General features: G+C 73.3%; 14 protein-coding genes. 4 read left to right on the top strand and 10 right to left on the bottom strand.

The genetic code is table 11. The annotated features are described in order from the left end of the window. The first annotated feature begins 6 nt into the window (after window positions 1-6). On the top strand, window positions 7-879 hold the full coding sequence (locus tag LCG91_RS12985; protein ID WP_224441631.1) for a UbiA family prenyltransferase: 873 nt from the start codon (window positions 7-9) through the stop codon (window positions 877-879). 118 nt (window positions 880-997) lie between these two features. Here LCG91_RS12985 and LCG91_RS12980 read toward each other — a convergent pair whose 3' ends face one another. The 3 genes from LCG91_RS12980 to LCG91_RS12970 all read right to left on the bottom strand — a co-directional run bounded on the left by LCG91_RS12980 (window position 998) and on the right by LCG91_RS12970 (window position 4,188). Further along, the gene (locus LCG91_RS12980; protein ID WP_224441630.1) at window positions 998-2,209 is read right to left on the bottom strand and encodes an FAD-dependent oxidoreductase; all 1,212 of its coding nucleotides are present in this window, start codon (window positions 2,207-2,209) and stop codon (window positions 998-1,000) included. A 127-nt stretch (window positions 2,210-2,336) separates the two neighbouring features. Then, window positions 2,337-3,548 carry an acyltransferase family protein gene (locus tag LCG91_RS12975; RefSeq protein ID WP_224441629.1) on the bottom strand — a complete coding sequence of 404 codons (1,212 nt, stop codon included), beginning with the start codon at window positions 3,546-3,548 and terminating at the stop codon, window positions 2,337-2,339. A 67-nt stretch (window positions 3,549-3,615) separates the two neighbouring features. Next, entirely contained in the window at window positions 3,616-4,188 is a 573-nt protein-coding gene (locus LCG91_RS12970; protein ID WP_224441628.1) for a TetR/AcrR family transcriptional regulator, read from the bottom strand. 93 nt (window positions 4,189-4,281) lie between these two features. Between LCG91_RS12970 and LCG91_RS12965 the strand changes: the two genes are divergently transcribed. Beyond that, a complete protein-coding gene (locus LCG91_RS12965) occupies window positions 4,282-5,187 on the top strand; it encodes an SDR family oxidoreductase (RefSeq protein WP_224441627.1) in 906 nt (301 codons plus the stop codon). Between the two features lie 27 nt (window positions 5,188-5,214). Here the strand turns inward: LCG91_RS12965 and LCG91_RS12960 are convergent, their stop codons facing one another. Together LCG91_RS12960 and LCG91_RS12955 are read right to left on the bottom strand one after the other, a co-directional pair. Continuing rightward, window positions 5,215-6,546, bottom strand: coding sequence for an NAD(P)/FAD-dependent oxidoreductase (locus LCG91_RS12960; protein ID WP_224441626.1), 1,332 nt, complete (start codon window positions 6,544-6,546; stop codon window positions 5,215-5,217). A 103-nt stretch (window positions 6,547-6,649) separates the two neighbouring features. Continuing rightward, window positions 6,650-7,195 carry a dihydrofolate reductase family protein gene (locus LCG91_RS12955; protein WP_224441625.1) on the bottom strand — a complete coding sequence of 182 codons (546 nt, stop codon included), beginning with the start codon at window positions 7,193-7,195 and terminating at the stop codon, window positions 6,650-6,652. 93 nt (window positions 7,196-7,288) lie between these two features. Between LCG91_RS12955 and LCG91_RS12950 the strand changes: the two genes are divergently transcribed. Both LCG91_RS12950 and LCG91_RS12945 read left to right on the top strand, forming a co-directional pair. Further along, entirely contained in the window at window positions 7,289-8,107 is an 819-nt protein-coding gene (locus LCG91_RS12950; protein ID WP_224441624.1) for an alpha/beta fold hydrolase, read from the top strand. Continuing rightward, window positions 8,104-8,853, top strand: a complete 750-nt coding sequence (locus LCG91_RS12945; RefSeq protein ID WP_318010438.1) for an alpha/beta hydrolase — start codon at window positions 8,104-8,106, stop codon at window positions 8,851-8,853. The genes LCG91_RS12950 and LCG91_RS12945 overlap by 4 nt, the downstream gene beginning before the upstream one ends. 169 nt (window positions 8,854-9,022) lie before the next feature. Here LCG91_RS12945 and LCG91_RS12940 read toward each other — a convergent pair whose 3' ends face one another. The 5 genes from LCG91_RS12940 to LCG91_RS12920 all read right to left on the bottom strand — a co-directional run bounded on the left by LCG91_RS12940 (window position 9,023) and on the right by LCG91_RS12920 (window position 13,830). Beyond that, window positions 9,023-9,412 (bottom strand): VOC family protein, encoded by a 390-nt coding sequence (locus LCG91_RS12940; RefSeq protein WP_224441623.1) that lies wholly within the window; start codon window positions 9,410-9,412, stop codon window positions 9,023-9,025. A 57-nt stretch (window positions 9,413-9,469) separates the two neighbouring features. Beyond that, on the bottom strand, window positions 9,470-10,477 hold the full coding sequence (locus tag LCG91_RS12935; RefSeq protein WP_058727965.1) for a LacI family DNA-binding transcriptional regulator: 1,008 nt from the start codon (window positions 10,475-10,477) through the stop codon (window positions 9,470-9,472). Window positions 10,478-10,623: 146 nt separating this feature from the next. After that, the gene (locus LCG91_RS12930) at window positions 10,624-12,144 is read right to left on the bottom strand and encodes a tripartite tricarboxylate transporter permease (protein WP_058749623.1); all 1,521 of its coding nucleotides are present in this window, start codon (window positions 12,142-12,144) and stop codon (window positions 10,624-10,626) included. Between the two features lies 1 nt (window position 12,145). After that, window positions 12,146-12,784 (bottom strand): tripartite tricarboxylate transporter TctB family protein, encoded by a 639-nt coding sequence (locus LCG91_RS12925; protein WP_111227681.1) that lies wholly within the window; start codon window positions 12,782-12,784, stop codon window positions 12,146-12,148. Further along, window positions 12,781-13,830 (bottom strand): tripartite tricarboxylate transporter substrate binding protein, encoded by a 1,050-nt coding sequence (locus LCG91_RS12920; protein ID WP_224441622.1) that lies wholly within the window; start codon window positions 13,828-13,830, stop codon window positions 12,781-12,783. Before LCG91_RS12920 ends, LCG91_RS12925 begins: the two co-directional genes overlap by 4 nt. Window positions 13,831-13,963: the final 133 nt, after the last annotated feature.

The raw sequence follows: 13,963 nt of genomic DNA, 5'->3' as shown, positions 1-13,963 counted from the left end.
GCCGGTGTGAGCGACACCCGCAGGCCCTCGACCGTCCGCCTGCTGTTCGCGTCCTCGCACCCCGGTCCGACCGTCACGGTGACGGTCCTCGCCACGGTGATCGCCGCAGCCGTCGGGCACCCCTGGTGGCTCGTCGTGCTCGTGGCGCTCGCCGTCGTGGCCGGGCAGCTGTCGATCGGCCTGGCCAACGACTGGATCGACGCCGACCGCGACCGGGCCGTCGGCCGCAGCGACAAGCCCGTCGCCCGCGGGCTCATCGCCGTCGGCACGGTCCGGACCGCGGCGTTCGCGACGGCCGCGGCCGCCGTGCTGCTGTCGATCGTCCTCGGGCCCGTCGCCGCGGTCGCGCACGTCGTCCTCGTCACGGCTGGCTGGGCCTACGACGCCGGTCTGAAGCGCACGGTCTGGTCCGTCGTGCCGTTCGTCGTGGCGTTCGGCCTGCTCCCCGTCGTGTCGGTCGCCGCCGGCGGTGCCGGTGCGTGGCCGGCGTGGTGGGCGATCGCGACCGGCGCCGTCTTCGGCGTCGCGATCCACTGCACCAACGTCCTGCCCGACCTGCTCGACGACGCGGCCACCGGAGTCCGCGGGTTCCCGCACCGGCTGGGGCTCCGGGGCGCGGGGACGTTGGCGTTCGGGTCGCTCGTGGTCGCGGCCGCGCTGGTGCTCGGCGGCCAGCTCGGCGGCGGCGACGGCGGGGGGAGCGCCGCAGCGGTCGTGCTCGCGGTCGTCGGTGCCCTCGTGGTGGTCGTGTTCGCGGTGGTCGGGATCCGACTCGTGTTCGCCGGTCGTCCCACACGGGCGCTGTTCCGCCTCGTCATCGCGTCGTCGCTCGTGCTCGTCGTCGAACTCGGCGTAGCCGGCGCACGACTGGTCGCCTGACGAGCACCAGCAGCCCGAGCGCCGGCAACAGCCCGAGCGCCGGCAACAGCCCGAGCGTCGGCAACAGCCCGGGCGCCGGCACCGGCCGCAACAGCAGCCGCAGGAACACCAGCCCTGCTCAGGCCCACCGCATCGCGTACACGCCCGCCAGGCCGTGCGCCGTGGGCAGCGCCAGCACCGTCCGGAGCAGCGCCTCGCGCCCGAACGACCCGAGCGAACCCACCGGCCCCACCGACCCGAGCGCACCGGTCGGCCGCCCGAGCGCCATGTTCAGCTCCGCCTGTCGCGCGGCTCGTCGCGCCGCAGCCTGCCGACCGACGGCGTACGCGTTCGCGGACTGCTGCCACGGACCGGACGTGCCCGACCGGACCGCCTCTGCCAGCAGTGGCGCGAGCGCAGCGGCGTCGAGCCACCCGAGGTTCATGCCCTGACCGCCGATGGGGCTGATCTCGTGGGCGGCGTCGCCGACGAGCACCACGCGACCGACGCCGACCCGCGCGGCCGCACGGCGGCGGACGCGGAACCCGCTCGTCATCGTGCAGGTCGAGGGGTCTGGTACGGCACCCGTCCGCTCCGCGACGATCGCGGCCAGCCGTGCCGCGGTCCCCGGATCCGGGGTGCCGCCGGCGGCCGCGGGCGCGACGTCCTCCGGTACGAGGGCGACGTACCGCCGCCGACCTCCGGGGAGCGGGAACGATTCGACGACGCCGTCCGGCCCGACGTCGACCAACGCCGACGACCGGGCCGTCCCGGGCTCCGGGTCGGCGAAGTCACCCATCACGTACCGGTCGCGGTAGTCCCGCCCCGAGGTCGCGATGCCGAGCAGGTCGCGCACCGCGCTCCGCGCGCCGTCCGCCCCGATGACGAAGGCTGCCTCGACGGCGACCGCGGAACCGTCGGCCCCGACGCCGTGCGCCACGACGTGCCCGTGCCGGCGGGAGAGGCCGGTCACCGTCGTTCCCGTCCGCAGCACCCCGGGCGCGAGCCGGCCGCGCAGCAGGGTCTCGGTCCGGTGCTGGTCGAGGGTGGCGACGTAGGGGTGGGTCGGCGACGCCCGCTCGAACGACAGCGTGCCCAGCACCCGACCACGGCTCCTGGCCACGCCCGTGCGGACGAGCGTCGCCTCGGCGAGGACCGCGGTGTCGAGACCGATCGCGGCGAAGGCGTCGAGCGACGGCGGGTGGATCCCGATCGCCCGAGAGCCGGTCGGGTCGCTGTCGCGTCGCTCCCAGACCGCGACCGTGACGCCCCTCCGCTCGAGGAGCGCGGCGGCGAACAGGCCGACGGGTCCGCCGCCGACGACGAGCACGTCGACGCGTTCCGTGGTCACGCCGGCGAGCCTACGGAACGGTCACGACGCCCTCACCCAGGCACCGTCGGACGGGAGGCGCGTGGCGGCCGTGCTGCGCGCCTCCCGTCCGACGGTCGGTCGCGGCACCGGACGCGGGGTGCGGTCGTCAGGAGGTGACGCGAGCGCGCTCGGCGCGGTCCTCCGCGGCGACCCGGCGTGCCTCGCGGAAGCGCTTCTGCGCCTTCTCGACGGGGACCTCGACGGCGTAGGCGGCGCCGATCGCCACGATGACGGCGACGGCGATCATGAGCACCTTGCCCCACGGTCCGACGGCGAAGGGGTCGAGGAGCGCGATGACGAGCGGGTGCCAGAGGTACGCGGCGTACGACACGCGACGGCCGAACCACGAGACGGGCGACCAGGCGAGCGCGACCGACAGCGGCGACCGCACGGACACCAGCCCGCCCATGAGCACCGCGGAGACGACGCCCGTGAGCGGCAGCACCACGCTGAACGTCCACGCGTGCTGGGCCCAGTCGTCGCCGATCCAGAGCATGACCCCGGCGAGCAGGAGGATGCCGGTCCACGTCGCGACGTGCCCGGCGATGCCCGCGGCCCAGGTGCGGATGCGCTCGTCGTCGAGCAACAGGGCGAGCAGGCAGCCCGTCGCCAGTGGGACGACCCCGAGGACGGGGGAGAAGTAGACGTCGGGGGTCGCGCCGCTGTTCGGCTTCGCGTAGACCAGGCCGGCGACGACCGAGCACGCCACGATGACCGTGCCGAGTCCGGCGATCAGCCACCGACGGCGGGCGCGGACCAGGAAGAGCAGCACCAGGACGGGCGGCCAGACCAGGTAGAACTGCTCCTCCATCGACAGGGACCACGTGTGCGCGAAGACGCCCTGCGTGGTGTCCCAGAAGGAGCGGAACAGGTTGCCCGTGTAGGTCAGCGCGATGAACGCCGCCTCGCCGGGGCCGAACGACGCGCCCTTGTAGTCGCCGACCCAGTTCCAGAGCAGCAGACCGACCACGACGAGGGCGACGAGTGCCGGGTAGAGCCGGAGCAGGCGCTTCAGCCAGAAGTTCCCGAGGCGGATCCGCCCGGTCTTCCGGTGCTCGCCGAGCAGGAGCGTCGTGATGAGGAACCCGGACAGGGCGAAGAACACGGTGACACCGACGAAGCCGCCCTCGAACTGCGGCACGTGCAGGTGGTACAGGATCACCATGGCGATGGCGATCGTGCGCAGCCCGTCGAGGGCCGGAGCCCGGCGGGTCAGCGGGGGCGGCGGCGGCGCCGGGGCAGCACCGGACCGTCGGCCGACCGTGGTGCTCTGGTCGGTCGTCCGGGCGTGCTCGGGCGCGAGAGTGTTCGTCGCCACGGTTCCTCCCTGCGAGGATCGGTCGAACGGTTGACGACGAGCTTGCCCTGCTCGGGTAAGAGGATGCTCAAGAACCGGGGTGCACGACCCGCGTCAGGGCGTCGAGACGCTCGTGCACGATCGCGGCGAAGTCGCGGTCCTCGCCGTCGGCGATCCACTGCGCGAAGGACAGGTGGAACACCGTGACCGCCGTCTCCGCGGCGATCGTGGCCGCCGGTTCGTCGATCCCGTGTGCGCGCAGTGCGTCGCCCAGGTGGACCTTCAGGGTCGCGAGCTTGCCGAGCTCCCGCTCACCCAGGGCCGGGACGGCGTCGATGACCCGCTGCCGTCCCCGCGACCAGTCGCGCCGGTCGCGGGGGAAGAACGCCGCCGCGGAGTCGAGCGACCGACGCACGAGCGAGAACGCCGGGGTGTCGTCGGGAGCGTCGGCGACCGGGCCGGTGAACATGCCGGAGAAGTCGTCCTGGCCGGCGAACAGGACCTCGCGCTTGTCGGCGAAGTGCCGGAAGAAGGTGCGCTCGGTGACCTCGGCGGCCGCGGCGATCTCGGCGACGGTCGTCTCGTCGTACCCGTGCTCGGCGAAGAGCTGCAGCGCGGTCGCCTGCAGTCGTTCCCGGGTGCCGGATCGCCATCGCGCCATGGGACGATCCTACTGATGACAGTCGCTGACATCGAGTGCTACGGTGATGTCAGTCCATGACATCGGGTCGTGGGCCCTGCGGAAGGAACGCACATGCACGTCTTCGTCACCGGGGCATCCGGCTGGATCGGCTCCCACACCGTCGACGACCTGCTCGCCGCCGGACACGACGTCACCGGTCTCGCCCGCTCCGACGCATCGGCGACGGCGCTCGCGGCCAAGGGCGTCACCGTCGTGCGCAGCGACCTCGACGACCTCGCGGTGCTCGCCCGGGGCGCGGCTGACGCCGAGGGCGTCCTGCACCTCGCGAACAAGCACGACTGGTCCGACCAGGCGACGACGAACGCCACCGAGCGTGCCGCCGTCGAGACCCTCGCGACCGCGCTCGTGGGCACCGACCGGCCGTTCGTCGTGGCCTCCGGGGTCGCCGCCCTGGCACCGGGTCGTCCGGCGGAGGAGCACGACCCCTCGCCGTTCACGGGCGTGGACAGCCCGCGCGGTGGCAGCGAGAACCGGGCGTTCGACTTCGTCGACCAGGGGGTTCGCTCGATCGCCGCGCGGTTCAGCCCGACCACCCACGGTGTCGGGGACCACGGCTTCGTCGCGTACCTGGTGGGGGTCGCACTCGAGCGCGGGGTGTCCGGCTACGTCGGCGACGGCAGCAACCGATGGGCGGCCGTGCACGTCACGGACGCCGCCCGGATGGTGCGGCTCGGGCTCGAGCAGGCTCCGGCCGGTTCCCGGTTGCACGCCGTCGCCGAGCAGGGGATCCCCACGCGGGACATCGCCGCGGCGATCGGGGACGCGCTCGGGCTGCCGGTCACCAGCGTCGACCCCGCGGACGCCGCTGCGCACTTCGGGTTCATCGGCGGGTTCTTCGGCGCGGAGATGTCGGCGTCGTCGACCGCGACGCAGGAGCTCCTCGGGTGGGAGCCGACCGGGCCGACCCTGCTCGAGGACATCGCCGCCGGGGCGTACGCGCACGTCGCCGCGCGCTGAGCAGCGGCGCGCCCGCGGCGTCCGGCGCTACTCGGCCTTCTGCATCTGCCAGGGCTCCGGCTCGCGGTCGCCGTTCGGGCGCACGGGCCGGACGTCGCCGACGATCGGGATCGAACGCTTCCGCATGAACCACAGGTAGCGGACGAAGAAGTGCGACAGCGTCGACAGCCGGTTCCCGTTGCCGAGCAGCGAGGCGATGTGCACCGCGACCCATGCCGCCCAGGCCACGGGGCCGACCATCGTGATGCCGCCGCGCAGCTGCGCCACCGCGGCGTTCGTCCCGATGGTCGCCATCGTGCCCTTGTCGAAGTACTTGAACCGCTCTGTGGACCTGCCCTCGAGGAGCCGCTTCACCTGTCGGGCGACGTGCTTGCCGCCCTGCAGCGCGGGCTGGGCGAGCTGCGCGAGGGCGTCGTCCTGCGCCGCGATGTCGCCGGCCGAGAAGATCCGCTCCACGCCCTTGACGCTCAGGTCGTCGTTCACCTGGATGCGGCCGCCGTGGGTCTGCGGCATGCCCCAGCCCGAGACCTCCTTGTGCGCCGCGACCCCGGTGGCCCAGATGACCTGCGACGCGGGGATGAACTCGCCAGAGGCGGTGACGACCCCGTCCTCCTTGACCTCGGCGACGCCGGTGTTGAGCCGGAGCACCACCCCGCGCTTCCGGAGCACCTTGGCCGCGTACCGGCGCAGGCGCGGGGCGAACGGCTTGAGGAGCTCCCCGCTGCGGTGCACGAGCGTGATCGAGATGTTGCCGCGCTCGATCTCCGGGTACGCCCCGACGAGGGCCTGGTCGCGGAGCTCGGCGAGGGCTCCGGCCATCTCCACGCCGGTCGCGCCGCCGCCGACGATCACGACGCGGATCTCGTCAGGGCCCTGCTGCGCGGCGGCCTGCTCGAGGCGGGTGAACAGCTCGTCGCGGATCCGGAGGGCCTGCGATCGGGAGTACATCGAGTACGCGTACTCGTACGCACCGGGCGTGCCGAAGTAGCTCGTGTTGACGCCGTTCGCCAGGATCAGCCAGTCGTAGTGCAGGTGCTCGCCGTCGGACATCTCGGCGATCCGGTGCTCGGTGTCGATGCCGGTGAGCAGCCCGTGCCGGAAGTCGGCGTTCGACTGCTTCGCCCGCAGGCTCCGCAGGAAGTAGGTGACGTCGCCCGCGTTGAGGCCGCCGGTGGCGACCTGGTACATGAGGGGCTGGAACATGTTGTAGACGTGCCGGTCGACCAGGGTCACCCGGACCGGAGCGTCCGCGAGCTCGCGCATGGCGGCGATCCCCGCGAAACCACCCCCGACGATGACGACGTGCGGGCGGGTGTCCTCGGACATGGTGTTCTCCAGGGTGGTGCGGTCGACGGCCACCCAGAAGGGTACGCCGGTCTCGGGTCCGGTCCGTCCACCTGCCCGTCCGGCTGCCGATGGAGCGGTCCCGCAGGACCCGGACGGGAGGCCCGTCCCGCCGCCGTCAGGCGTCGAACGGCGCGTAGGTGCTCAGCACGTTCCCCCTGCTGGTCACCACGCTCTGCACGAGGCGCAGGCGGGTGGGCGGGTCGGTCGGCTCGAAGAGCCTCCGCCCGGCGCCGGCGATCGCCGGGTGCACCATGAGCTGGAGCTCGTCGAGGAGGCCGGCGAAGAGCAGGTGCCGCACCAGGGTGACGCTGCCCGTGACCGCGATGTCGCCGTCACCGGCCTTGAGCTCGCGGACGAACTCGTCGACGTCGCCCTGGATCCGGTGGGCGTTCTGCCACGTCAGGTCGTCGCCGAGGGTGGTAGAGGCGACGTGCTTCTCGATCGGGTTGATCCACCGGCCGAAGGGGTCGTCCTCGTGCTGGGGCCACCACTCGGACCACTCCAGGTAGCTCTGCTTGCCGAGCAGCACCGTCTCGGTCCGCTCCATCCACGCCGTCATGGCGGTGCCGAGCTCGGCGTCGAACGAGTCGTACTGGTACTCGTACGGGTCCTGCACCACACCGTCGACCGATGCGAACAGCCCTGAGGTCACCTTGCGCATGCTGCGGAGCCTAGGGCCGCGTCGACCCGGCGTCGAGAGGTGCCCGCCGACCGGGCTGGTACCGCGCTGGGAACCGCCGGGTAGGTTCGCACCGTGGGTGCACGGGTGGAGTCCTTCGAGGTCGGCGGGCTGCCCGTGCGGCTCCGGACGCTCGCGCCGGCGGGACGGCTGCACGACACCCTCACGCCGACGGTCGTCCTCGTGCACGGCATCGGGATGTCGTCCCGCTCCTTCGAGCGGACGCAGCGCCACATCGCCCGCACCTACCGGACCGTGGCCGTCGACCTGCCGGGCTTCGGCGGTCTGCCCCCGGCCGGTCGGGCGCTCGACCTGCAGGAGCTCGGTGACCTCGTGGTCGCAGCCGTCCGGTCGCGCGGCGCCGGCGACCTCGTGCTCGTCGGCCAGTCGATGGGCACGCAGGTCGTCACCGAGGCCGCCCGACGGCACCCGGATGCGGTGACCGCGGTCGTCCTGATCGGTCCCGTCGTGGACCCGGCGCGGCGGACGCTGCTGCAGCAGGCGACGGACCTCGGACGCGACAGCCTCGTCGAGGACCCGCGGATGAACCTCGTCGTGCTCACGGACTACCTGCGGAGCCTGCGGCAGTACGTCCGGCAGCTGCGGCCGATGCTCCGGTACCGGCTCGAGGACACCGTCCCGGGACTCGTGCAGCCGGTGCTCGTCGTGCGCGGGGACCAGGACCCCATCGGGCGACGTGACTGGGCCGCGGCGCTCGCGACCGCGGCACGTCGTGGCGCCCTGGTCGAGCTGCCGGGTGGACACCACGTGCAGGACCGGCAGCCCGGAGCGTTCGCTGCCCTGGTCGACGAGTTCCGCCGCGTGCAGACGACGGAGGACACGGTCGGCGAGCACTCGGCGACCGACGGCCCGACGACAGGGCCGGCGCGGTGAGCGACCCGACCACCCCGGGGACGCCGGCGGCGGCGGGAACGGCGGCCGTGCCTCCAGGCCGTGTGCCGCTGCTGCGCCGTGCCTGGTGGGCCGTGCTCGACTGGTGGTACGCCGCCCGGTGGCAGCTGCGGAGCACCGGACCGACGACCGCCGAGGACTACCGGACCGGCGACGGCCAGCCGGTCGTCGTCGTGCCCGGCGTCTACGAGACCTGGCACTTCATGCGGCCGCTGATGGACGCGCTGCACGACGCGGGGCACCCGGTGCACGTGCTGCCCGTCCTGCGTCACAACCTGCGGCCCGTGCCGGAGTCGGCCCGCGAGGTCCTGGCGTACCTCGAGGAACAGGACCTGCGCGGTGTGCTGGTCGTGGCGCACAGCAAGGGCGGGCTGATCGGCAAGTACGCGATGACGCTGCCCGAGGGGGAGCGCATCGATCGGATGGTGGCGGTGTCGACCCCGTTCGGCGGGTCGGTCTACGCGCGGCTGGCGCCCGTGCCGCACCTGCGGGCCTTCCGCGCGGCGGACCCGGTGCTCGCGGCGCTCGGGCGGGACCTCGCGGTGAACGCCAGGATCACGTCCGTGTACGGGGTGTTCGACACGCTGATCCCGGGCGGCAGCGAGCTCGCCGGGGCCACGAACGTGCGGGTGTCCGTCGGCGGGCACTTCCGGATCCTCGGTGCGCAGCAGACCCGCGAGGTCGTGCTCGACGCGGCGGGTGCTTCCGCGGGACCCGCCGCGGGCTGAGCTCGCGGGTGGCGCGCGCTGGCGCGCGGCGCGTGCGCACGAGCGCGGCGCGTGCGCTCGCGCGCTCGCACAACCGGAAGCACGTCGAACTGCGTGAACGCGTGGCGCGACGGGCTTCCGGTTGTGCGGAAGCACCTCGCGCCGCGCGTTGCCGCGCCGCCGGGTGCGGTCAGGCGCCGGGCAGGAACAGGCAGAACGGGTGCCCGTCGGGGTCGAGGAGCACCCGCACGTCGTCCTGCGGCTGGAACGCCGCCTCGGTCGCACCGAGTTCCAGCGCCCGGGCGGTCGCTGCGCCGAGGTCCTCCACCTGCAGGTCGAGGTGCAGCTGCATGCCCTGCGTGCCCGGGACCGGCGGCCAGATCGGTGCCTGGTAGGCGTCGTCGTACTGCACCGAGAGCCCGACGCCGCCGTCGGCCGGGCGGACCCGCAGCCACGTCGGGCCGTCCTCGTGCGCGGTCCACCCGGTCAGGGCGCCCCAGAACCGTGCGAGGCGCACCGGGTCGGGGGACTGCAGGACGGTCGCGGTCAGCACGGGCATCGCGGGGTCGTCGGCGCTCATGCGGCGCACCGTACGCGTGCGGGACCGGGTGGCCGGTCAGCGGTCAGTGGTCAGCGGTCAGCGGTCGGAGACGCTCGCGCGCTCGACGATGCGGTGCGGTACGACGACGGTCTCCGGCGGAGCGGACGGGTCGGCGATGCGCCGGGTCAGCAGGTCGAGTGCCGCCGTCGCGAAGGCCCGCCGGTCGAACGACACCGTCGTGAGTGCCGGGATCGCGAAGGCTGCCGCGTCCACGTCGTCGAACCCGACGACGCTCACCTGCTCCGGCACGCGGACACCGCGGGCCGCCAGGACGTGCAGCACGCCGAACGCGATCGAGTCCGTGTACGCGAACACGGCGTCCGGCAGCGGGTGCGTGTCGAGCCATCCCGCGAAGCCCGACGCGGCTGCGCTCGTCGTCCACGCGGGCAGTGGCACGCGCAGGGAGGGGTCGACCTCGAGGCCGACCGCACCGAGTGCATCCGCGTGGCCCTGGTCGCGGAGCTCGCTCGTCGCCGTGGCGTCGGAGGCCCGGGCCGCTCCGACGACGGCGATCCGGCGGTGCCCGCGGTCGAGCAGGTGGGTCGTGACCTCCCGGGCGGCGCGGCGGCTGTCGACGTGCACCTGGTCGACCCGCTCGGGCTCCACCTCACCGATGACGACGGTCGGCGGCAGCCCCTCGGTCTCGGCCAGGACGCTCGCGCTGAGCGACACCGGGTTGAGCACCAGGCCGTCCACCAGGTGCGCGCGGGCCCGCGAGACGAGCTCGCGCTCACGCTCGGCATCGTTGCCCGTCTGGTCGAGCTGCACCGTCCAGCCCCGCTCGCGCGCGAGCTCCACGAACCACTGCGCGAGCTCCGCGGAGTACGCGTTGCCGAGTTCCGGCAGCGTCAGCGCGATCGCGCCGGAGCGCCCGTTGCGGAGTCCGCGGGCGGACAGGTTGGGTACGTAGCCGAGCTCCGCCACCGCACGCTCGACGCGCTCACGGGTCGCCGGCCGGACGGGCACGCCGCCGTTGACCACGTTGGAGACGGTCTTCGGGGAGACCCCGGCGAGGGCCGCCACGTCCCGCACGGTCGCGCGCACGGGTCGAGCGTAGCGCGCCGCGTTGCGGACGGGAGGCGCGGTGCTCGCCCGGCGCGTACCTCCCGACCCGACCCGGTACCGGACGGGAGGCGCGGTGCGGCGCCGCCACGCGCCTCCCGTCCGTCGCGGTGCCCGGTCCGACCCGACTACGCGTCGACCAACTCGCGCCGCGCCGCCCGCCGTGCCCGGACCCGACCCGTGACGGTGGCCGCGACCACGACCGCCAGCACGGCGTACAGCACGATCGGGATCGGTCCGGCCACCAGGACCGAGAAGTCGCCGTCGGCACTCAGTGCCGCGTCCCGCAGGCTCGTCTCGGCCAACGGACCGAGCACCATGCCGATGATGAGCGGCGCGAGCGGCACGTCGAGCGCCCGCATGAGGAACCCGACGAGCCCGATGCCGAGCAGCATGAGCAGGTCGAACACCGAACCGCTCGTCGCGTAGATCCCGAGTCCGCAGAAGACCGCGATGCCCGCGTACAGGTACGCCCGCGGGATGCGCAGCAGCTTCGCCCAGAGCATCGCGAACGGCAGGTTGATGACGAGCAGCACGACCATCGCGATGAAGAACGAGGCGAGCAGCGCCCACACCAGGTCGGGGGACCGGTCGAACAGCAGCGGCCCCGGCTGCAGGCCGTACTGGCGGAACGCGGCGAGCATGATCGCCGCGGTCGCCGACACGGGCAGGCCGAGGGAGAGCAGCGCGCCCATCGCCATGCCGGTCGTCGAGTTGCCCGCCGCCTCGGGCGCTGCGAGGCCGCGGATGGCCCCCTTGCCGAACTGCGGGTCCTTGCGGCGTGCGTCGAGTCGCTTCTCGAGCCCGAAGGCCAGGAAGGTCGGGATCTCCGACCCGCCGGCGGGGACGACGCCGAAGGGCAGCCCGATCGCCGTGCCGCGCAGCCACGCGGGCGTGGCCTCCCGGAGTTCCTTCTTCGACAGCCACGGGCGGCCGGTCGCCTGCACCATCCGGCCGTCCTTCAGGTGCCGGGCGAGGCAGGCGACGTAGATGACCTCGCCGAGCGCCAGGACCGCGACCGTCACCGTGACGAGCGAGATGCCGTCGAACAGCTCCGGGACGCCCATGGTGAAGCGCGGTGCGCCGGAGATGCCGTCGACCCCGATCACCGCGATGCCGAGCCCGAGGCAGAGCGATCCGAGGCCCTTCAGGGCGTCGTCGGTGACCACCGACGACGTCGTGACGAACGCGAAGAGCGCGAGGGCGAAGAACTCCGCCGGCCCGAAGCTCGACGAGAACGTCGCGAGGGCCGGCGCGAGGAAGACGACCAGGACCGACGCGATCATCCCGCCGACGAACGCCCCGATCGCGGCGGTCGCGAGCGCCTGGGCCGCTCGTCCGTTCAACGCCATCCTGTGGCCCTCGAACGTCGAGGCGATCGCCGAGGCCTGCCCCGGCGTGTTCATCAGGATGCCCATCGTCGAGTCGCCGAAGAGCCCGCCGAAGTAGACGCCGGCGAACATGATGAACGCCGCCGTCGGGTCGAGCGAGAACGTCACGGGCAGCAGCAGTGCCACGGCCATCGACGAGCCGAGGCCGGGGAGGACGCCGACCGCGGTACCGAGCAGGCACCCGACGACGACCCAGAGCAGGTTGGCGGGGGTCAGGGCGCCGGCGAAGCCGTCACCGAGGAGACCGAGGACGTCCACGTCAGAACTCCCATCCGACGATGCCCGAGGGCAGCGACAGGTCGAGCAGCATGTCGAAGGCGATGTAGCTGATCGCGCTCACGGTCAGCCCGACGACGAGCGGACGCAGCCAGCCCGGGGCGCCGAGCCCCTTCGCGACGCCGAGGAAGAGTAGCCCGGCACCGACGATCCACCCGAGCACGCCGAGCAGCAGCGCGAAGCCGGCGAAGGAGAGGACGACCCAGGCCAGGGAACGCCAGTCGACGCGGACGGCGCGCGGGGTCTCGGTGCCGGTGCCGGTGCCGGTGCCGTCGACGGTGTGGACGGCCTCCACGGTGTCGACGCCGGGCTCCGGCAGTGCACCGACCGCCGCGGCTCGCCGCCCGCGCGCGGTCCGGACGGACCGCACGACCAGCAGGGCGGCCAGCAGCAGGAGTGCCGCGGCGACGAGCCCGGGGAAGACCGCGGGCCCGGGGAACGCGGTACCGGCCGGGACCTCCATCGTCACGATGCCGACGACGAGGTAGACCGCGAAGGCGGTGAAGAGCGCCGGGGTGGTCAGCTCCTTCGCGACCGCGGCGACGCGACCGGGGTCGGCCCGCAGCGTGAGCCGCTGCCCGACGACCGCGGACGACGACGTGGGGTTGCTCGGACGGCTCATCGGCCCAGCTCCTCGTACAGTCCCTGGATCCGCTCGCGTTCCTCGTCGATGAACGCGTCGAGGTCCTCGCCGGTGATGATCCGCTCGGTCCAGTGGTACCGCTCCATGGCATCCGCCCACTCGGGGGTCTCGAGCGTGTCGAGCACGATGTCGGTGAGCTGTGTCCGCTGCTCGTCGTCGAGTCCTCCCGGCGCGGCGATCATGCGCCAGTTCGTCAGGGTGACGTCGTGGCCCTGCTCGACGGCCGTGGGGATGTCGATGCCCTCGACCGGGTCCGCGGCGACGAGCGCGAGGGCCCGCAGCCGGCCGGACTCGATCTGGTCGATGTTGTCCGGGTAGCCGCCCGACGCTGCGGCGGCCGTGCCGTTGAGCAGCGCCTGGATCGCCTCGCCGCCGCCGTCCGAGGGGATGTAGTTCGTCTCGGTGGGGTCGATGCCCGCCGAGACGGCGAGGTCGGTGACGACGAGCTGGTCGAACGACCCGCCACCCGTCCACGGCACCGAGCCGGGACGCTCACGCCACGCAGCGACCAGGTCGTCGAGCGTCTCGTAGGGCGAGTCCGCGGGCACGACGATGACGTCGTACTCCTCGACGGTGACCGCGAGCGGCGTGATGTCGTCGTGGGTGACCGCGGACCCGAACTGGATCTCCGCCGCGAGCAGTCCCGTCCCGCCGACGAGCAGTGTGTCGGTCTGCCCCGCGAGCCGGGCGACGTTGCCGAGCGCGATCGTGCCGCCGGCGCCGGGCATGTTCACGACCTGGACCGAGTTCACGATGCCGTTCGCGCGCTGCGCCTGCTGCATCGACCGGGCGACGCCGTCCCAGCCACCACCCGCTGCGGCGGGCGCGACGAGGGTCACGGACCTGGTGGGATCGCCCCCGGCTGCTGCCGACGTGATCGATCCGAAGGCGGCGACCGCGATGGACACCGCGGCGACGGCCGCACCGGCCCCGCGGACGACCGAGCGACGGGCACGTGGTCCGGCCGGTGTCCCCGTCGCTGACTGCTCGGGCTCTGATCGCTCGGGCACTGACTGCTCTGTCATGGATGGCTCCCTCCTGCGCACGTCGTCGTGCCGCAGGTCGAGAAGTACGATGGCAGCCGCCGACCGGACGAGCATCCGGAGGCGGAGATGTGCTCATTGACGCTCACGGCGTCGCGGCCGAAGGAGGACGCCA

The organism is Curtobacterium sp. TXMA1 (assembly GCF_020162095.1).
In the GTDB taxonomy this organism is placed as follows: domain Bacteria; phylum Actinomycetota; class Actinomycetes; order Actinomycetales; family Microbacteriaceae; genus Curtobacterium.
This window is presented reverse-complemented; position numbering and strand designations above follow the sequence as displayed.